Genomic DNA, 18,435 nt, shown 5'->3' on the forward strand with positions numbered 1-18,435 from the left:
AATCAAAAGCCCGATTGCAGGAATCGGGCTTTTTTCAAGGCCGCCATGGGCTTAGCTCACGGAGCCGTTGCGTTCGATCACACGGTCACCGCCGTCGGAAGCGAGGGCTTCACCCAGTGGAGTGCGGTCGGAACCGTCGGCTGCCAGGCTTTCACCCAGTGGGGTGCGGTCGGAACCATCGGCTGCGAGGCTTTCACCCAGTGGGGTGCGGTCGGAACCGTCGGCTGCCAGGCTTTCACCCAGTGGGGTGCGGTCGGAACCGTCGGCTGCCAGGCTTTCACCCAGTGGAGTGCGATCGGAACCATCGGCTGCGAGGCTTTCACCCAGTGGAGTGCGATCGGAACCATCGGCTGCCAGGGACTGACCTTGTGGAGTGCGGTCGCCACCGTCCTGGACCAGGCCTTTTTCTTCCAGGCGATCCCGGCCACCTTCAGCGACTGTCTGGCTATAGACCGAGTGGCTGTCCTTGACTTGCGGAGTGGCCTGTTCGGAGGCTGGCAGTGCAAAAGCAGTCGAGGCCAGCAGTGAAAGGGACAAGCTCATCAGTAATTGGCGTTTCATGATCATTGCTCCTTGGGAGGGCGATAAAGTGGGTACGAGGGCAATGCTACTCTCGATAAGTCGATATAAAAGTTCATAAACGCAATGGTAATAATCAACGGAATTGATTGTTCTGGGCGAGGGCTCTAGGACGGGCGTTTCCAGGGTGCGGTTTTGCACCGCAGTGGGTATTTTGTACCCATCGCTGCGTCACGAATGGGCGGGTGCGGTAACAGTTTGCTGACGGATCGGTCAGCAATTCGAGGTTTTTTTAGGCCGACCGAGGCAGCGGTGTTAAACCTGTTGGCTGTTTTGCCAGTCTGACCTTTTATAACGAACAGGCTAAGGTTGGTCTTTTTTTTCAGGCGCCGCCGTTCGGACGCCGACTTGTATCAGGAGCCCCGTGCATGACGCGCACCTCGAAAATCCTTGCCTGGAGTGTTGCCAGCCTTGTCGTCCTGCTGGCTGTGTTGGTGCTGGTGATCGTGTTCTTCGATTGGAACCGGATCAAACCCACGCTCAACGCCAAGGTGTCCGAGGAACTGCATCGCCCGTTCGCCGTCAACGGCAACCTGGCGGTGGTCTGGCAGCGTGAGCCGGAGGAAGGAGGCTGGCGCGCCTGGCTGCCGTGGCCCCATGTGGTGGCCGAGGATTTGAGCCTGGGTAACCCGGACTGGTCGAAAACCCCGCAGATGGCCACGCTCAAGCGCGTGGAATTGCGTATTTCACCCTTGGCGCTGCTGGGCCGGCGGGTGGTGATTCCCCGTATCGACCTGACGGAGCCCAATGCCAGCCTGCAGCGCCTGGCCGATGGGCGCGCCAACTGGACGTTCCAATTCGACCCGAAGGACCCGGACGCCGAGCCGTCCAGCTGGGCGGTGGACATCGGCGCCATCGGCTTCGACAAGGGCCACGTCACCCTCGACGACCAGACGCTCAAGACCCGCCTCGACGTGTTGATCGATCCGTTGGGCAAGCCCATCCCGTTCAGCGAGATCGTCGGCGACAAGGCCGCCAGGAAAGCCCAGGACCAGGGGGCAGTGCCGCAGGACTACGCGTTTGCCTTCAAGGTCGACGGGCACTATCACGGGCAGGCGCTCAGTGGTTCCGGCAAGGTCGGCGGCCTGCTGGCGTTGCAGGATGCCGCGCGACCTTTCCCGTTGCAGGCCCAGGCCAGGATCGCCGATACCCGCGTCGAGCTGGCCGGCACGCTGACTGACCCGATGAACCTGGGGGCACTCGATCTGCGATTGAAACTGGCCGGTAAAAGCCTTGCCCATCTCTATCCACTGACCGGCGTGACCCTGCCGGATTCACCGCCCTACGCCACCGACGGTCGCCTGATTGCCAAGCTCCACGAGCCGGGCGGGGCGCTGTTTCGCTACGAAGACTTTAACGGCAAGATCGGCGACAGCGACATCCATGGCAACCTCGCCTACGTCGCCGGCCAGCCACGGCCCAAGCTCAGCGGCGCGCTGGTGTCCAACCAGCTGCTGTTCAGCGACCTGGCGCCGCTGATCGGTGCCGACTCCAACGCCGAGCAAAAGGCCCGGGGAGGCGCCAGCAAACAGCCGGCCGACAAGGTCTTGCCGGTGGAAGAATTCCGCACCGAGCGCTGGAGCGCGATGGACGCCGACGTGGAGTTCACCGGTAAACGCATTGTCCACAGCGCGCAGTTGCCGTTCACCGACCTCTACACCCACCTGGTGCTCAACGACGGGCAACTGAGCCTGGAACCGCTGCGCTTCGGCGTGGCCGGCGGCCGGCTCGATGCCCAGATCCGTCTCAATGGCCACACCCGTCCCCTTGAGGGCCAGGCGAAGTTGACCGCGCGAGGCTTCAAGCTCAAGCAGTTGTTCCCCGGTTTCGAACCAATGAAAACCAGCTTCGGCGAGCTGAACGGCGACGCCGATATCAGCGGTCGCGGCAATTCGGTGGCGGCGTTGCTGGGCACCGCCAACGGCACGCTGAAAATGCTCATCAACGATGGCGCCATCAGTCGCGAGTTGATGGAACTGGCGGGATTGAACGTCGGTAACTACGTGGTGGGGAAAATCTTTGGCGACAAGGAAGTGAAGATCAACTGCGCGGCGGCGGACTTCGACATCAAGACCGGTCTGGCGACCACCCGCCTGTTCGTATTCGACACCGAGAACGCGATCATCTACATCGACGGCACGGCGAACATGGCCACCGAGCAACTGGACCTGACCATTTCGCCGGAGTCCAAGGGCTGGCGGCTGATTTCCCTGCGCTCGCCGTTGTATGTGCGCGGCCCTTTCGCCAAGCCTTCGGCCGGCGTCAAGGCGGTGCCACTGATGTTGCGCGGTGCCGGGATGGTGGCGTTGGGCGTGATCGCGGCTCCGGCCGCCGGCCTGCTGGCGCTGGTGGCTCCCAGCGGTGGTGAGCCGAACCAGTGTGCGCCGTTGCTGGAGCAGATGAAGGCGGGCAAGGCGCCGGTGACGGTGAAGCCAACGCGCTAACCCGTGGCTTTTGTGGTGGGGCCTAGGGCGTCTTCGCGGGCAAGCCCGCTCCCACAGTTGACCGAGTTCATTCAGAAGGAATGCGCTCGAATGTGGGAGCGGGCTTGCCCGCGAAGGGGCCGGTAAGGCTTACAGATCGGCCAGGATATCGGCCATGTCGTCGGCGTGCTCCTCTTCCTGGGCCAGGATGTCTTCGAAGATGCGCCGGGTGGTGGGGTCTTTTTCACCGATGTACTGGATGATCTCGCGATAGCTGTCGATGGCGATGCGCTCGGCCACCAGGTCCTCGTACACCATCTCCTTGAGGGTGTTGCCCGCCACATATTGGGCGTGGGAATTGCGGCTCAACAGGTCGGGGTTGAACTCCGGCTCGCCGCCCAATTGCACGATGCGTTCGGCCAGCTTGTCGGCGTGTTCGGCTTCCTGATTGGCGTGCTCGAGGAATTCGCTGGCCGCCAGGCTCGCCTTGAGGCCGGTGGCCATGTAGTAGTGGCGCTTGTAACGCAGCACGCACACCAGTTCCGTGGCCAGCGCCTCGTTGAGCAGGCGGATGACTTGCTGGCGATCGGCGCTGTAGCCCTCGGTCACGGCGCCGTTCTCTACGTTCTGCCGTGCACGTTCGCGCAGGGTGGTTACATCGGATAAGTGCATGTCGCTCATCTCGTTCTCCTGGAGGCTGATCCGGTTGGGAGCGTCACGCTCTCGGGGCGTGATCGCTTACAGGCTTGGGAGTGATGAGCGGGGCAAAAAGTTTTATGAAATGTGCCAACGCCTACAATCACGGTGATGCGTCATGAAGCACGCATAGACTGACCTTCCCCTCCATCGCTGAGCACAAGGATGTCCGCCCATGTCGCAACGCTGCGCCACTCGTTACCCGTTGGTACTGGTCCCAGGCATGCTCGGGTTCATTCGGCTGGTGCTGTACCCGTACTGGTACGGGATTGTCTCGGCGTTGCGCCGCGAAGGGGCCGTGGTCGTCGCGGTGAAGGTGTCGCCGCTGCATTCGTCCGAGGTGCGTGGTGAGCAACTGTTGGCGCGAATCGATGAAATCCTGCGCCAGACCGGTGCGCAGAAGGTCAATCTGATTGGCCACAGCCAGGGCAGCCTCACGGCCCGCTACGCCGCCGCCAAGCGCCCGGACCTGGTGGCCTCGGTCACGTCGGTGGCCGGCGCCAACCATGGCTCGGAACTGGCCGATTACCTGCAACGGCATTACCCCGCCGACAGCGCCAGGGGCCGTGTGCTCAGTGCGCTGCTGCGGCTGGTCAACGCCCTGATGAGCCTGCTGGAAACTGCCTACCACGGACCCAGGCTGCCGGTGGACATTGACGCGTCCCATGCCTCCCTCACGACGGCGGGCGTGGCCCTGTTCAACCAGCGTTATCCACAAGGGCTGCCGCCAACCTGGGGCGGACACGGCCCTGAAGAGGTCAACGGGGTGCGCTATTACTCCTGGTCGGGCACCTTGCAACCGGGCAAGACCGACAAGGGGCGCAACCTGTTCGATGGTACCCACCGCAGTTGTCGCCTGTTCGCCCGCACCTTCGTGCGCGAGGCCGGTCAATGCGACGGCATGGTCGGGCGCCACAGTTCGCACCTGGGCACGGTGATCCGCGATGACTACCCGCTGGACCATTTCGACATCGTCAACCAGTCGCTGGGGCTGGTCGGCAAGGGCGCCGAGCCGATCCGCCTGTTCGTCGAGCATGCCGAGCGCTTGAAAGCGGCCGGTGTCTAGTGGCCCGGGTTGTCTACACTGGATGCATCGCCGTCACGCTTGTGCGGCATTCAGGAGAAGACGTCATGAAAATGCTGCGTGTTCCTTTGTTGATGATCGGTTTGCTGCTGTGCTCCCAGGGCTTCGCCGCGACGGCGCAGCAGAACAAGATGACCACCTGCAACGCCGACGCCAGCGCCAAGGCGCTCAAGGGTGACGAGCGCAAGGCGTTCATGAGCACCTGCCTGAAGGCCGACTCGAGCACCCCGCAGGAGCGCATGAAAACCTGCAACGCCACGGCCACCACCCAGGCCCTGAAGGGCGATGCCCGCAAGGCATTCATGAGTGACTGCCTGAAGAAAAAATAGGCGGGGGCCTCTTCGCGAGCAGGTTCGCTCCCCGGCAGGTTTGCGTTGTGTGGCCCATTGTGGGGAGCGAGCCTGCTCGCGATGGGTCATCGAAGACGCAGCAAAAAATCCCCTGAACCTCGACCCGAATCGGCCGATACAATGCCTAGTGCTGTCGGCGGAAGGCTGGCAGACTGCCAATCCTTTCACGCCGTTTGCTTTGAGGCTGTATGCCAACGTTTTCTCAGCGTCATGTGTTGTTGGTGATCAGTTGGGTGATCATCTTCGGTGGGTTGTTGCTGGTGCTGCCGCTGCGCCTGTTGCCGAGCCTGCTGGCCGGGTTGCTGGTGTTCGAGCTCGTCAACATGCTCACCCCGCAGTTGCAACGGCTGATCGAGGGTCGGCGTGCCCGCTGGCTGGCGGTGGCGTTGCTGGGCACGCTGGTGGTCAGCGTGCTGACGTTGATTTTCGCCGGGGCCATCAGTTTCCTGCTCCATGAAGCGGAAAATCCGGGCGCCTCCCTGGACAAGTTCATGGCGGTGGTCGACCGCGCCCGCGGGCAGTTGCCGCCGTTCATCGACGCCTACCTGCCGGCCAGCGCCGCCGAGTTCCGAGTGGCGATCGGCGCGTGGATGAGCAAGCACCTGAGCGAGCTGCAGCTGGTGGGCAAGGACGCGGCCCACATGTTCGTGACGTTGCTGATCGGCATGGTGCTGGGGGCCATCGTCGCCTTGCAGCGCATCCCCGACCTGACCAAGCGCAAACCCCTGGCGGCGGCGTTGTTCGATCGCCTGAACCTGCTGGTCAAGGCGTTTCGCAACATCGTTTTCGCCCAGATCAAGATTTCCCTGCTCAACACCTTCTTCACCGGGATCTTCCTGGCGGTGGTGCTGCCGCTGTTCGGCATCAAGCTGCCGCTGACCAAGACCCTGATCGTGATGACCTTCCTGCTGGGGCTGCTGCCGGTCATCGGCAACCTGATGTCCAACACCCTGATCACCATCGTCGGCCTGTCGCTGTCGATCTGGGTCGCCGTGGCGGCGCTGGGTTACCTGATCGTGATCCACAAACTCGAATACTTTCTCAACGCCCGGATCGTGGGCGGGCAGATCAGCGCCAAGTCCTGGGAATTGCTCATGGCAATGCTGGTGTTCGAAGCCGCGTTCGGCCTGCCGGGGGTGGTGGCGGGGCCGATCTACTATGCGTACCTCAAGAGCGAGTTGAAGCAGATCGGGATGGTCTAGGACAGGAGTTACGAGCTGCAAGCTGCAAGCTGCAAGTAAAAGCCAGTCGTGCCGCATTACTGCTGTTACTTGGAGCTTGAAGCTCGAAGCTTGCAACTGGCTTTAGCCGTAACGCTTCATCGCCTCGATCGCCAACCCACTGCCAATGCTGCCGAAGATGTTGCCTTCGACATGCTTGGCCTGGGGCAGCATCGCCGAGACGCTGTTGCGCAGCGCCGGAATGCCGCTGGAGCCGCCGGTAAAGAACACCGTGTCGACCTGCTCGACGCCGACGTTGGCATCGCCGAGCAGCTGCGTGACGCTGGCGCGCACCCGCTCCAACAGCCCGTCGATGGCTGATTCGAACAGTGCCCGGCTCAGGTCCACGCTCAGGCCCGGCTCGATCCGGTCCAGGGCCACATGGCGTTGATCGGTGTGGGTCAGCTGGATCTTGGTTTCCTCGACTTCCATGGCCAGCCAGTGCCCGGCGCGCTGTTCGATCAACTTGAACAGCCGGTCGATGCCGCCGGTGTCCTCGATGTCGTAGCGCATGCTGTTCAGGGCGAGGGTGGATTTCTGCGCGTACACCGCGTTGATGGTGTGCCAGGTCGCCAGGTTCATGTGGTGGCTGGTGGGCATGTAGGCACCGCTTTTCATCCGGCTGCCGTAGCCGAACAGCGGCATCAGGCCCTGCAAGCTCAACTGCTTGTCGAAGTCGGTCCCGCCGATGTGCACGCCGCCGGTGGCGAGGATGTCGGCATGACGGTTGTCGTGGTTACGCCGTTGCGGTGACAGGCGCACCAGGGAGAAGTCCGAGGTACCGCCGCCGATGTCGACGATCAGCACCAGTTCTTCTTTCGCGATGGTCGATTCATAGTCGAAGGCGGCCGCGATGGGCTCGTACTGGAACGACACCTCCTTGAAACCAATCGCCCGGGCGACGTCCGCCAGGGTGTTCTCGGCTTCCTGGTCGGCCAGTTCATCGTCATCGACGAAAAACACCGGACGGCCCAGCACCACTTCTTCGAATTCCCGACCCGCGGCGGCTTCGGCGCGTTGCTTCAGTTGGCCGATGAACAGCCCCAGCAGGTCCTTGAATGGCATGGCCGTGCCCAGCACGCTGGTGTCGTGCTTGATCAGCTTGGAACCCAGCAGGCTCTTGAGCGAGCGCATCAGCCGGCCTTCGTAGCCTTCCAGGTACTCGTGCAGGGCCAGGCGGCCATACACGGGCCGACGTTCCTCAAGATTGAAAAAGACCACCGACGGCAGGGTGATCTTGCCGTCCTCCAGCTCGATCAACGTTTCCATGCCGGGGCGCAGCCAGCCGACGGTGGAGTTGGACGTGCCGAAGTCGATACCGCAGGCACGGGCCGGGGATGCGTTTTTCATGTCTTTGCGGTTCCAGCTAAAAAAACGGCCGCGCAGTGTATGCCAGTGCGGCCCGGATTCGAAGGCCGGTTATCCGCTAATTTGCAAACGCTGGCCTTGAAAGACCGCGCAATCCCCCCAAACTTGCTGGCATGGGCCTGGCAGCCACAGGGCGAGTACAAGAACCGCCACCGGCTGCCGATAAACTTCTGATGCGCCGCCCGGTCCCAATCTTGAGATCGGTCAATCCGCTGCCCGGTCATTCGGGCAGGCTGTGCGTGGCGGTGCGACATCGATAACGGATGGTGATGCTTAGATGGACTTCAAAGACTATTACAAGATCCTGGGTGTGGAGCCGACTGCGGACGATGCCACGATCAAGGCCGCCTACCGCAAGCTGGCGCGCAAGTACCACCCGGATGTGAGCAAGGAAAAGGACGCCGAGACCAAGTTCAAGGACGTTTCCGAAGCCTATGAAGCGCTGAAAAGCGCCGACAAGCGCGCGGAATACGACGACCTGCGCCGCTATGGCCAGCACGGCCAGCCGTTCCAGGGCCCGCCAGGCTGGCAGAGCCGTGGCGGCTTCGGTGGCCAGGACACCGGCGATTTCTCGGACTTCTTCAGTTCGATCTTCGGTAATCGCGGATCAGGTTTCGGTGGCGGACAATCAGGTCGCAGCGCCGGCCGTCGGGGACAAGACGTGGAATTGGAATTACCGATCTTCCTGGAAGAAACCCTCTCGACCGAGTCGAAGAAAGTCAGCTACCAGGTGCCGCAATACAACGCGGCGGGCCAGCACGTGAGCAACACCAGCAAGAGCCTGAACGTGAAGATTCCGCTGGGGGTGACCGACGGCGAGCGCATCCGCCTCAAGGGCCAGGGCGCGCCGGGCATCGGCGGCGGTGCCAATGGCGATTTGTACCTGACCATCCGCTTCGCCCCGCACCCCAAGTTCGACGTCGAGGGCCAGGACTTGATCATCACCTTGCCCCTGGCCCCGTGGGAACTGGCGCTGGGCACCGAAGTGGCGGTCCCGACCCTCACCGGCAAGATCAACCTCAAGGTCCCGGCCGGCAGCCAGAACGGCCAGCGCATGCGCGCCAAGGGCCACGGCCTGCGCAACAAGGCCGGCGAGCGCGGCTACCTGTTCGTGCAGCTCAAGGCGGTGATGCCCAAGGCCAGCGACGAGGCGGTCAAGGCCTTGTGGGCGGAGCTGGCGAAAAAGGCCGCGTTCGATCCGCGAGAGAATTTCTGACCGGCTCAATATAAAACCTGTGCCGAGGGAGCAAACGCCCTCGCCACAGTCAGATTTGTCATAAGCCTGGCTAGACTCGACAGTTGAAGCATTGGGAGAAGCAGACCATGAACAACCCGATCATTGAACTGAACCTGAAGGAATTCTGCGAGGCCGCGGCGTTGGCGGATGTCCATGTGATCGAAATCGTCGCCCATGGCATCCTCGAACCTCACGGCGCGGCACCGACCGACTGGCGTTTCACCGACTACGAACTGGTCCTGGCGCGGCGCGCGGCCAAGCTGCGGCGCGAGTTGGAACTGGAATGGGAAGGCGTCGCCCTGGCGCTGGACCTGCTGGAAGAAGTGCAACTGCTGCGCAACGAAAACCGCATGCTCAAACAGCGGTTGGGGCGGTTGGTGGAGTGATGCACACATTCCTGAGCCAGGTGTAAACCTTGTGGCGAGGGGATTTATCCCCGTTGGGCTGCGTAGCAGCCCCATTTTTTGCGGTCGCTGCGCAACCGAACGGGGATAAATCCCCTCGCCACAGGGTTATGGTGCTTCAGTCATTCAAGTCAAAACAGAAAATACCGCTGCGCCATCGGCAGGACGTCCGCCGGCTCGCACCACAGCAGCACGCCGTCGGCCTTGACCTGGTAGGTCTGCGGGTCGACGTCGATGTTCGGCAGGTAGTCGTTGTGGATCAGGTCAGTCTTCTGCACGTCGCGGCAGCCTTTGACCACGGCGATTTTCTTCTTCAGCCCGAGCTGTTCCGGCAACCCGGCCTCGACGGCGGCCTGGCTGAGGAAGGTCAGGCTGGTGGCATGACGCGAGCCGCCAAAGCTTGCGAACATCGGCCGGTAGTGCACCGGTTGCGGCGTCGGGATCGAGGCGTTGGCGTCGCCCATCAGGCTGGCGGCGATCGCCCCGCCCTTGAGGATCAGCGTCGGTTTGACCCCGAAGAACGCCGGGCGCCACAGCACCAGGTCGGCCCACTTGCCCACTTCGATGGAGCCCACTTCGTGGCTGATGCCATGGGTGATCGCCGGGTTGATGGTGTACTTGGCGATGTAGCGCTTGATACGGAAGTTGTCGTTGCCTTCACCGTCGCCGGGCAGGGCCCCGCGTTGGCGCTTCATCTTGTCGGCGGTCTGCCAGGTGCGGGTGATGACCTCGCCGACGCGGCCCATGGCCTGGCTGTCGGAGCTGATCATCGAGAACGCGCCGAGGTCGTGGAGGATGTCTTCGGCGGCGATGGTCTCGCGGCGAATGCGGCTCTCGGCGAACGCCACGTCTTCGGCGATGCTCGGGTCCAGGTGATGGCAGACCATCAGCATGTCCAGGTGTTCGTCGATGGTGTTGCGGGTGAACGGCCGGGTCGGGTTGGTGGAGCTGGGCAGTACGTTGGCGAAGCCACAAGCCTTGATGATGTCTGGCGCATGGCCGCCGCCAGCGCCTTCGGTGTGGTAGGTGTGGATGGTCCTGCCTTTGAAAGCACCGAGGGTGGTTTCGACGAAGCCCGATTCGTTCAGGGTGTCGGTGTGGATCGCCACTTGTACGTCGTACTGGTCGGCCACGCTCAGGCAGTTGTCGATGGACGCCGGCGTGGTGCCCCAGTCTTCGTGCAGCTTCAGGCCGATGGCGCCGGCCTTGACCTGCTCGATCAACGGCTCCGGCAGGCTGGCGTTGCCCTTGCCGGTCAAACCGATGTTCATGGGGAAGGCATCCGCAGCCTGGAGCATGCGCGCCAAATGCCACGGCCCGGACGTGCAGGTGGTGGCGTTGGTCCCGGTGGCCGGGCCCGTGCCGCCACCGATCATGGTGGTGACGCCGCTCATCAGGGCCTCTTCGATCTGCTGTGGGCAGATGAAATGGATGTGGGTGTCGATGCCGCCGGCCGTGAGGATCATGCCTTCGCCGGCGATCACTTCGGTGCTGGCGCCGATGGCGATGGTCACGTCGGGCTGGATGTCCGGGTTGCCGGCCTTGCCGATGGCCGCGATGCGCCCGTCCTTGAGGCCGACATCGGCCTTGACGATGCCCCAGTGGTCGATGATCAGGGCGTTGGTGATCAGCGTGTCCACGACATCGGCGGCCAACAACTGGCCCTGGCCCATGCCATCACGAATCACCTTGCCGCCGCCGAATTTCACTTCTTCGCCGTAGGTGGTGAAGTCCTTCTCCACTTCGATCCACAGCTCGGTGTCGGCCAGGCGGACCTTGTCCCCGACGGTGGGGCCGAACATGTCAGCATATGCCTGACGACTTATTTTCATCTCATGGTTCCTCGGAACTGAGCCGCAAGCTTCAAGCTGCAAGCCTCAAGTAAAAACAAAGCGAAGGGGAGCGCCGCAAACCGCTGTTTCTTGCAGCTTGCAGCTAGAGACTTGCAGCTGAAGTCTACAAGTCGCCCATGATTCGTCCCGCGAACCCGTAAACTCGCCGCAACCCAGCCAGATCGACAAGCTCGACTTCCCGACTCTGCCCCGGCTCGAAGCGCACGGCGGTGCCGGCCGGGATGTTCAGGCGCATGCCGCGGCTGGCGGCGCGGTCGAAGGTCAGGGCGTCATTGGTTTCGAAAAAATGGTAGTGCGAGCCGACCTGGATCGGCCGGTCACCGCTGTTGGCGACGGTCAGCGTCAGCGTGCGGCGGCCGACGTTGAGTTCGATGTCGCCGGGCTGGACCTGGTATTGGCCTGGAATCATTGCGGTTGTCCCAACGTCTTGAAGTAAATGGCGGTCGGCGAATAGGTGCCGTCCGGGGTCTGGCAGTAATCGGGCAGCTCGCCGACGCGGGTGTAGCCCATGGCGCGGTAGAAGGCTTCAGCCTCGGAGCCCGCCGCGGTGTCGAGGTACAGCAAGCCGCGTTTGCACTGGCGCGCGCCGAGCTCCAGGGCATTCATCAACTGCTGGCCGAGGCCGCGGCGACGGGCCTCGCCGCGCACGAGCAGCTTCTGCACCTCGGCGCGGTTCAGTCCGTTGGGTTTCTGGCACAGGGCCAGTTGGACACTGGCCTGCACCTGCTCGTCCTTGACCACCACCCACAGCAGCAGGCTGCCCTGGTTGAGGCTGGCCTGGACCTCATCGAAATAGGCACGGGCCTGGGCGGCATCCAGGTCGGCCATGAACCCCACGCTGGCGCCATGGCCGACGGCGTCGAGCAACAGATCGATCAGGCCCTGGCGATAATGCGCAAAGCTTTCAGCGTGGACTCGACGCAACTGGGCGGCGTTCATCGGGGTTCACTCCTTGTTGGCAGCCGGCGCGGGCGCTCCGGGATTGAGGTTCAACTGCATGAAGGTCAGGTCCAGCCAGTGGCCGAACTTGGTGCCCACCTGGGGCATTTGCCCGGTGATGACGAAACCGGCCCGCTCATGCAGGCGGATCGAGGCGCCATTACCGCTTTCGATGGCGGCGACCATGATGTGCTTGCCGCAGGCCTTTGCGCGCTCGATCAGTGCGCTCATCAGCAGCGGGCCCAGGCCTTGGCCGCGCTGGTCGCTGCGCACGTACACAGAGTGCTCCACGGTGTGGCGGAAACCGTCGAACGGCCGCCAGTCGCCGAATGAAGCGTAGCCGAGCACATTGGCCTCGCCGTCGACGGCGACCAGCACCGGATAGCCCTGGGCGTGCCGGGCGGCGAACCAGGCCTGGCGATTGTCCAGGTCGACGGGCGCATCGTTCCAGATCGCGGTGGTGTTGAGCACGGCGTCGTTGTAGATATCGCGGATCGCCGGCAGGTCGGTGGGTTGGGCATCACGAACGTGGCTAGTCATGGCGGGCCTCAGGCGATGGGCTGGTGGACGGTGACCAACTTGGTGCCATCGGGAAACGTCGCTTCGACCTGGATCTCCGGGATCATCTCTGCAATGCCGTCCATCACCTGCTCGCGGCTCAGCAACGTCGTGCCGTAATGCATCAGTTCGGCCACGGTCTGGCCGTCACGGGCGCCTTCGAGCAGGGCGGCGGAAATGTAGGCCATGGCCTCCGGGTAGTTGAGCTTCAAGCCACGGGCCAGCCGTCGTTCGGCGACGAGGCCGGCGGTGAAGATCAGCAACTTGTCTTTTTCGCGTGGGGTCAGGTCCATGTGTAATCCATAAGGGCAGATAAATAATTTGGGGCGGGATACTCATCCCTTGTGGGAGCGGGCTTGCTCGCGAAGGCGGACTCACATTCAACATTTGAGTTGGCTGACACGCCGTCTTCGCGAGCAAGCCCGCTCCCACAGGATCTCATGTGCTCCAGATCCGAGGGGGTACGGCTTCTCGTCCCAGCAATGCAGGCCTGAGCAACCGCCACAGCTCAATCAACCAGCCCCGCGCCAGCAACGCCTCGCTCGCCAGGCACCGCGCCACGACCAGCCCAGGCAATTGCGTCAGGTCGCCACGCACGGCGTGGCCCTGGGAGCGGCACTGTTCCAGCAAGTCGCCATCGATCTCACCGGTCACCAACAACGTGGCAAACACTGGATCGCCGCCGAGCCCGATGGGCGAGTCGAGCAAACCATCGCCGCCGACGATGCGCTGGCGCTCGTGCCAGAGCAAGCGGCCGTCGCGACGGATGTCCAGGTGCGATTGAAAATGCCCGAGGTCAAAACGCTCTCCGCTGGCCGGTCGGCCGAGGGCAACCATGTCCCAGTAGAACAAGCGCCCGTCGCCCTGCAGGTCGACGGTGGTGCTGAGCTCGGCCTGGGCCGCGCTGAATACGATGGTTTCCTGGGGCAACCATTCCAGCGTCGCCCCGGCATCGACACTCAGCGCCAGGTGCTGGTACGCCGGGCTCGCGGCGCGGTACCACTTGGCCGCGCCGGGGCTGGTCAGTTGCGCCCAGGCGCCGGGGCCGACGTGGGCCTGGATGTCCAGGCGGTCGCCGCCGGCTATGCCGCCGGGCGGGTGGACGATGATGTGCTGGCACACCTCGGGGCCTTCGGCGTACAGGTGCTTCTGCACCCGCAACGGGCCGTGATGGCGGCGTTGCACCGGGCGTGTGCTGTCGCCGAAGCGGGCATAGCCCAGGTCCAGCTCGGCGTGCCAATGGGGGGTGAACAGGGCGGGCGCGGATACGGGTAGGTTCATGATTTCTGATTATCGTCAGGACGCTACAGACTAGATCGTAACCAGTCCGCGCACACCCTCGGCTTCCATGTTTTCTCCGCGGCCCTGCTGCACGATCTCGCCCCGGGACATCACCAGGTACTGATCGGCCAGCTCGGCGGCGAAGTCGTAGAACTGTTCCACCAACAAGATCGCCATGTCGCCCCGGGCGGCCAGTTTCTTGATGACCGCGCCGATCTCCTTGATCACCGAGGGCTGGATGCCTTCGGTGGGCTCGTCGAGGATCAACAGGCGCGGCCGGCTGGCCAAGGCCCGGCCGATGGCGAGCTGCTGTTGCTGGCCGCCCGACAGGTCGCCGCCACGGCGGTGTTTCATTTGCAGCAGCACCGGGAACAGCTCATAGATGAACGCCGGCACTTCCCGGGCCTCGGCGCCGGGAAAGCGCGACAGGCCCATGAGCAGGTTCTCTTCCACGGTCAGCCGGCCGAAAATCTCCCGGCCCTGGGGCACATAGGCGATGCCGGCATGGACCCGCTGGTGCGGCTTGAACGCGGTGATGGTTTTGCCTTCCCAATTCACCGCGCCTTCCTTGGCCGGGAGCAGGCCCATCAGGCATTTGAGCAGGGTGGTCTTGCCCACGCCATTGCGTCCCAGCAGGCACGTCACCTCGCCGACCTTCACGTCGAACGACAGGCCCCGCAGGATGTGGCTACCGCCGTAGTACTGGTGAAGGTGTTGGACCTGTAACATTTGAACTCCGTTCGTAGGGCTTCAAGCGGCAAGCTTCAAGCTTCAAGCTTCAAGTAAGAGCGGGACGGTGTAGGACTTGCTTTCACTTGCCGCTTGAAGCTTGCGGCTCGAAGCTGGCCGATTCATCTTCCCAAATAAACTTCAACGACCCGTTCATCGGCCTGCACCTGCGCCAGCGACCCTTCGGCCAGCACGCTGCCCTGGTGCAATACCGTCACGTGGTCGGCGATGCTGCCGACGAAGCCCATGTCGTGTTCCACCACCATCAACGAGTGCTTGCCCGCCAAGGACTTGAACAGCTCGGCGGTGAAGTCGGTCTCGGCGTCGGTCATGCCCGCCACGGGTTCGTCCAGCAACAACAGTTGCGGGTCCTGGACCAGCAACATGCCGATCTCCAGGAACTGCTTCTGCCCGTGGGACAGCAACCCGGCCGCGCGATGCAGCGACGGGGCGAGGCGAACGGTATCCAGCACTTCGCGGATGCGGTCGTGCTGCTCGCCGTTGAGTGTCGCCCGCAGGCTGGCCCACACCGACTTGTCGGCCTTGAGGGCCAGCTCCAGGTTCTCGAACACACTCAAGGCTTCGAACACCGTCGGTTTCTGGAACTTGCGCCCGATGCCGGCCTGGGCGATCTGCACTTCGCTCATGTGGGTCAGGTCGAGGGTTTCGCCGAACCAGGCCTTGCCATGGCTGGGCCGGGTCTTGCCGGTGATCACGTCCATCAAAGTGGTCTTGCCTGCGCCGTTGGGGCCGATGATGCAGCGCAGCTCGCCGACGCCGATGTACAGGTTCAGGTCGTTCAGGGCCTTGAAGCCGTCGAAGCTGACGCTGATGTCTTCCAGGGTCAGGATCGTCCCGTGGCGGGTGTTCAGGCCCTTGCCGGCGGCCTGGCCGAGGCCGATGGCGTCACGGCTGCTGCCCGAGTCCCGGTTGGCATCGAGCGAGGGGTCGAGGACGGGTTCGAGCATGAATTCGGCCGAGGGTGTGATTCTCATGATTCGCCCCTTTTCTTCAGCAACCCGATTACGCCCTTGGGCAAATACAGGGTCACCAGGATGAACAGCGCGCCGAGGAAGAACAGCCAGTATTCGGGGAACGCCACCGTGAACCAGCTCTTCATGCCATTGACCACGCCGGCGCCCAGCAACGGACCGATCAGCGTGCCGCGTCCGCCGAGGGCGACCCACACGGCGGCTTCGATGGAGTTGGTCGGGGACATCTCGCTGGGGTTGATGATGCCCACCTGGGGCACGTACAACGCCCCGGCCAGGCCGCACAGCACCGCGCTCAGCACCCAGACGAACAGCTTGAAGCCGCGGGGATCGTAGCCGCAGAACATCAGGCGGTTCTCGGCGTCCCGCAGGGCCGTCAGCACCCGGCCGAACTTGCTGCGGGCCAGGCGCCAGCCGATGAACAGGCTGGCCACCAGCAACAGCACGGTGGCCAGGAACAGCACTGCCCGGGTTCCCGGTTCGGTGATGCCAAAGCCCAGGATCGTGCGAAAGTTGGTGAAGCCGTTGTTGCCGCCAAAACCGGTTTCGTTGCGGAAAAACAGCAGCATCCCGGCGAACGTCAGCGCCTGGGTCATGATCGAGAAGTACACGCCCTTGATCCGCGAACGAAAGGCGAAGAAGCCGAACACCAGCGCCAGCAGGCCCGGCGCCAGCACCACCAGGCACAGGGCCCAGAGGAAGCTGTCGGTGCCGGCCCAGTACCAGGGCAGCTCGCTCCACGACAGGAACGTCATGAAGGCCGGCAAGCCGTCGCCGGCGGCCTGGCGCATCAGGTACATGCCCATGGCATAGCCGCCCAGGGCGAAGAACAGGCCGTGGCCCAGGGACAGCAGGCCGGCGTAGCCCCAGACCAGGTCCAGCGCCAGGGCGACGATGGCGTAGCAGAGGATCTTGCCCACCAGCGTCAGGGTATAGGCCGAGACGTGCAACGGGTGGTCCGCCGTCAGCAGCGATAACAGCGGCAGGCTCAACAGGAGCGCGAGGATCAACGCGCCGAGGGCCAGGGTGACTTTGGGGCCGGCCTTTTGCGCGGCCGTGAGCATCAGGGGCTGGTTCATCAGTCGATTACCCGTCCTTTGAGCGCGAAGAGGCCTTGCGGACGCTTCTGGATGAACAGAATGATCAACGCCAGGATGAGGATCTTGCCGAGCACGGCGCCGATCTGCGGTTCGAGAATCTTGTTGGCGATGCCCAGGCCGAACGCGGCGAATACGCTACCGGCCAACTGGCCGACACCGCCGAGCACCACCACCAGGAACGAGTCGATGATGTAGCCCTGGCCCAGGTCCGGGCCGACGTTGCCGATCTGGCTCAGGGCCACGCCACCGAGTCCGGCGATGCCCGAGCCGAGGCCAAAGGCGAGCATGTCCACGCGGCCGGTGGGCACGCCGCAGCAAGCGGCCATGTTGCGGTTCTGGGTTACGGCGCGCACGTTCAGGCCCAGGCGTGTCTTGTTCAACAGCAGCCAGGTCAGCGCCACCACGAACAGCGCGAAGGCGATGATCACGATGCGGTTGTACGGCAGCACCAGGTTCGGCAACACCTGGATCCCGCCCGACAGCCAGGCCGGGTTGGCCACTTCGACGTTCTGCGCGCCGAACACCAGGCGCACCAGTTGGATCAGCATCAGGCTGATGCCCCAAGTGGCGAGCAGGGTCTCCAGTGGGCGCCCATAGAGGTGGCGGATCACCGTGCGCTCCAGTGCCATGCCAATGGAGGCGGTGATGAAGAACGCCACCGGCAGGGCGATCAGCGGGTAGAACTCGATGGCATTCGGGGCGAAGCGCTGGAACAGGATCTGCACCACGTAGGTGGAATAGGCGCCGAGCATCAGCATCTCGCCGTGGGCCATGTTGATCACCCCCAGCAGGCCGAAGGTGATCGCCAGGCCGAGGGCGGCGAGCAGCAGGATCGAGCCCAGGGACATGCCGCTGAACGCCTGGCCCAGCAGCTCGCCCACCAGCAGCTTGCGCTTGACCTGGGCCAGGCTGGTTTCGGCGGCGGTGCGCACGTTGGCATCGGTTTCGACGCCTGGCTCCAGCAGCCCTTCGAGCCGCGTGCGGGCCAGCGGGTCGCCGGTTTCACCCAGCAGCCGGACGGCGGCCAGGCGCACGTTCGGGTTGGCGTCCACCAGTTGCAGGTTCGCCAGGGCCAGGCTCAGGGCGGCGTGCACCGCTTCGTCCTGCTCGCCGGCCAGTTGCCGGTCGAGCAACGCCAGTTGGGCAGGGCGCGCGCTTTTTTGCAGTTGTTGGGCGGCGCCCAGGCGCAGGCGTGCATCGGTGGCCAACAGTTGATGGCTGGCCAGGGCGGTTTCGATCAGCCCGCGCAAGCGGTTGTTCAGGCGCAGGGTCTTGGGCTGGCCGTCGATCGTCAACTGGCCTTGCGCCAAGGCGTTGATCAACTCGACGCGTCCGGGCGCGGGTTGTGCGGCCCAGTCTTCCAGGAGCCTGGCCTGCTGGGTCGGGTTGGCGGCGACGAAGTCTTCGGCGTCACCGGCGTGGGCCTCCAGTGGCAACAGCAGCACCAGGGCGAGGATGAGGCGGTAAAGGGCGGTGGGCATATGCGAGGCCTTGCGCAGTGCTTTTTGTGTGAGCGAGCTTGCTCGCGATAGCGGTGTGTCAGTCACTGTTCTTCTGGCTGATCCATCGCTATCGCGAGCAAGCTCGCTCCCACAGGGGTTGTGTGTCGGCCCGGGGATTGG

At 63.6% G+C, this 18,435-nt stretch carries 19 protein-coding genes; 6 read left to right on the forward strand and 13 right to left on the reverse strand.

The genetic code is table 11. The features are described from left to right. Positions 1–51: 51 nt before the first annotated feature. Positions 52–561: a hypothetical protein gene (locus tag V3H56_RS02905; RefSeq protein WP_047739447.1), complete on the reverse strand. Its 510-nt coding sequence runs from the start codon at positions 559–561 to the stop codon at positions 52–54. Between the two features lie 386 nt (positions 562–947). On the opposite strand from V3H56_RS02905, the gene V3H56_RS02910 reads away from it, so the two are divergent. Next, positions 948–3,023, forward strand: coding sequence for an AsmA family protein (locus tag V3H56_RS02910; RefSeq protein ID WP_047736041.1), 2,076 nt, complete (start codon positions 948–950; stop codon positions 3,021–3,023). A 129-nt stretch (positions 3,024–3,152) separates the two neighbouring features. Here the strand turns inward: V3H56_RS02910 and V3H56_RS02915 are convergent, their stop codons facing one another. Continuing rightward, positions 3,153–3,683: a ferritin-like domain-containing protein gene (locus V3H56_RS02915; RefSeq protein ID WP_042731809.1), complete on the reverse strand. Its 531-nt coding sequence runs from the start codon at positions 3,681–3,683 to the stop codon at positions 3,153–3,155. Between the two features lie 190 nt (positions 3,684–3,873). On the opposite strand from V3H56_RS02915, the gene V3H56_RS02920 reads away from it, so the two are divergent. The 3 genes from V3H56_RS02920 to V3H56_RS02930 all read left to right on the forward strand — a co-directional run bounded on the left by V3H56_RS02920 (position 3,874) and on the right by V3H56_RS02930 (position 6,334). Continuing rightward, positions 3,874–4,764 carry a triacylglycerol lipase gene (locus tag V3H56_RS02920; protein ID WP_047736040.1) on the forward strand — a complete coding sequence of 297 codons (891 nt, stop codon included), beginning with the start codon at positions 3,874–3,876 and terminating at the stop codon, positions 4,762–4,764. A 65-nt stretch (positions 4,765–4,829) separates the two neighbouring features. Continuing rightward, positions 4,830–5,111: a PsiF family protein gene (locus tag V3H56_RS02925; protein WP_042731807.1), complete on the forward strand. Its 282-nt coding sequence runs from the start codon at positions 4,830–4,832 to the stop codon at positions 5,109–5,111. Positions 5,112–5,320: 209 nt separating this feature from the next. Further along, positions 5,321–6,334, forward strand: a complete 1,014-nt coding sequence (locus V3H56_RS02930; protein ID WP_042731806.1) for an AI-2E family transporter — start codon at positions 5,321–5,323, stop codon at positions 6,332–6,334. Positions 6,335–6,436: 102 nt separating this feature from the next. Here the strand turns inward: V3H56_RS02930 and V3H56_RS02935 are convergent, their stop codons facing one another. Next, complete coding sequence (locus V3H56_RS02935; RefSeq protein WP_047736039.1) at positions 6,437–7,702, reverse strand: Hsp70 family protein; 1,266 nt, start codon at positions 7,700–7,702, stop codon at positions 6,437–6,439. A 295-nt stretch (positions 7,703–7,997) separates the two neighbouring features. Between V3H56_RS02935 and V3H56_RS02940 the strand changes: the two genes are divergently transcribed. Both V3H56_RS02940 and V3H56_RS02945 read left to right on the forward strand, forming a co-directional pair. Further along, positions 7,998–8,936 (forward strand): DnaJ C-terminal domain-containing protein, encoded by a 939-nt coding sequence (locus tag V3H56_RS02940; RefSeq protein WP_042731804.1) that lies wholly within the window; start codon positions 7,998–8,000, stop codon positions 8,934–8,936. 107 nt (positions 8,937–9,043) lie between these two features. Next, on the forward strand, positions 9,044–9,343 hold the full coding sequence (locus V3H56_RS02945) for a chaperone modulator CbpM (RefSeq protein WP_042731803.1): 300 nt from the start codon (positions 9,044–9,046) through the stop codon (positions 9,341–9,343). Positions 9,344–9,492: 149 nt separating this feature from the next. Here the strand turns inward: V3H56_RS02945 and ureC are convergent, their stop codons facing one another. The 10 genes from ureC to urtB all read right to left on the reverse strand — a co-directional run bounded on the left by ureC (position 9,493) and on the right by urtB (position 18,294). Further along, positions 9,493–11,193, reverse strand: a complete 1,701-nt coding sequence (gene ureC, locus V3H56_RS02950) for an urease subunit alpha (RefSeq protein ID WP_042730007.1) — start codon at positions 11,191–11,193, stop codon at positions 9,493–9,495. A gap of 124 nt (positions 11,194–11,317) precedes the next feature. Further along, positions 11,318–11,623 carry an urease subunit beta gene (locus V3H56_RS02955; RefSeq protein WP_042730008.1) on the reverse strand — a complete coding sequence of 102 codons (306 nt, stop codon included), beginning with the start codon at positions 11,621–11,623 and terminating at the stop codon, positions 11,318–11,320. Next, on the reverse strand, positions 11,620–12,153 hold the full coding sequence (locus V3H56_RS02960) for a GNAT family N-acetyltransferase (RefSeq protein ID WP_042730009.1): 534 nt from the start codon (positions 12,151–12,153) through the stop codon (positions 11,620–11,622). Before V3H56_RS02960 ends, V3H56_RS02955 begins: the two co-directional genes overlap by 4 nt. A 6-nt stretch (positions 12,154–12,159) precedes the next feature. Continuing rightward, positions 12,160–12,693, reverse strand: a complete 534-nt coding sequence (locus tag V3H56_RS02965) for a GNAT family N-acetyltransferase (RefSeq protein WP_042730010.1) — start codon at positions 12,691–12,693, stop codon at positions 12,160–12,162. Between the two features lie 8 nt (positions 12,694–12,701). Then, a complete protein-coding gene (gene ureA / locus V3H56_RS02970) occupies positions 12,702–13,004 on the reverse strand; it encodes an urease subunit gamma (RefSeq protein ID WP_042730011.1) in 303 nt (100 codons plus the stop codon). Positions 13,005–13,149: 145 nt separating this feature from the next. Continuing rightward, positions 13,150–13,992 carry an urease accessory protein UreD gene (locus V3H56_RS02975; RefSeq protein ID WP_042730012.1) on the reverse strand — a complete coding sequence of 281 codons (843 nt, stop codon included), beginning with the start codon at positions 13,990–13,992 and terminating at the stop codon, positions 13,150–13,152. A gap of 30 nt (positions 13,993–14,022) precedes the next feature. Beyond that, on the reverse strand, positions 14,023–14,721 hold the full coding sequence (gene urtE / locus V3H56_RS02980; protein ID WP_047736036.1) for an urea ABC transporter ATP-binding subunit UrtE: 699 nt from the start codon (positions 14,719–14,721) through the stop codon (positions 14,023–14,025). 122 nt (positions 14,722–14,843) lie between these two features. Continuing rightward, positions 14,844–15,716, reverse strand: coding sequence for an urea ABC transporter ATP-binding protein UrtD (urtD, locus tag V3H56_RS02985; RefSeq protein WP_123579457.1), 873 nt, complete (start codon positions 15,714–15,716; stop codon positions 14,844–14,846). Then, positions 15,713–16,792 carry an urea ABC transporter permease subunit UrtC gene (urtC, locus tag V3H56_RS02990; protein WP_042730015.1) on the reverse strand — a complete coding sequence of 360 codons (1,080 nt, stop codon included), beginning with the start codon at positions 16,790–16,792 and terminating at the stop codon, positions 15,713–15,715. Before urtC ends, urtD begins: the two co-directional genes overlap by 4 nt. Beyond that, positions 16,792–18,294, reverse strand: coding sequence for an urea ABC transporter permease subunit UrtB (gene urtB, locus V3H56_RS02995; RefSeq protein ID WP_042730016.1), 1,503 nt, complete (start codon positions 18,292–18,294; stop codon positions 16,792–16,794). The genes urtC and urtB overlap by 1 nt, the downstream gene beginning before the upstream one ends. Between the last annotated feature and the right edge of the window lie 141 nt (positions 18,295–18,435).

This window comes from Pseudomonas sp. MS646, from assembly GCF_036693845.1.
Classification (GTDB): domain Bacteria; phylum Pseudomonadota; class Gammaproteobacteria; order Pseudomonadales; family Pseudomonadaceae; genus Aquipseudomonas; species Aquipseudomonas chlororaphis_E.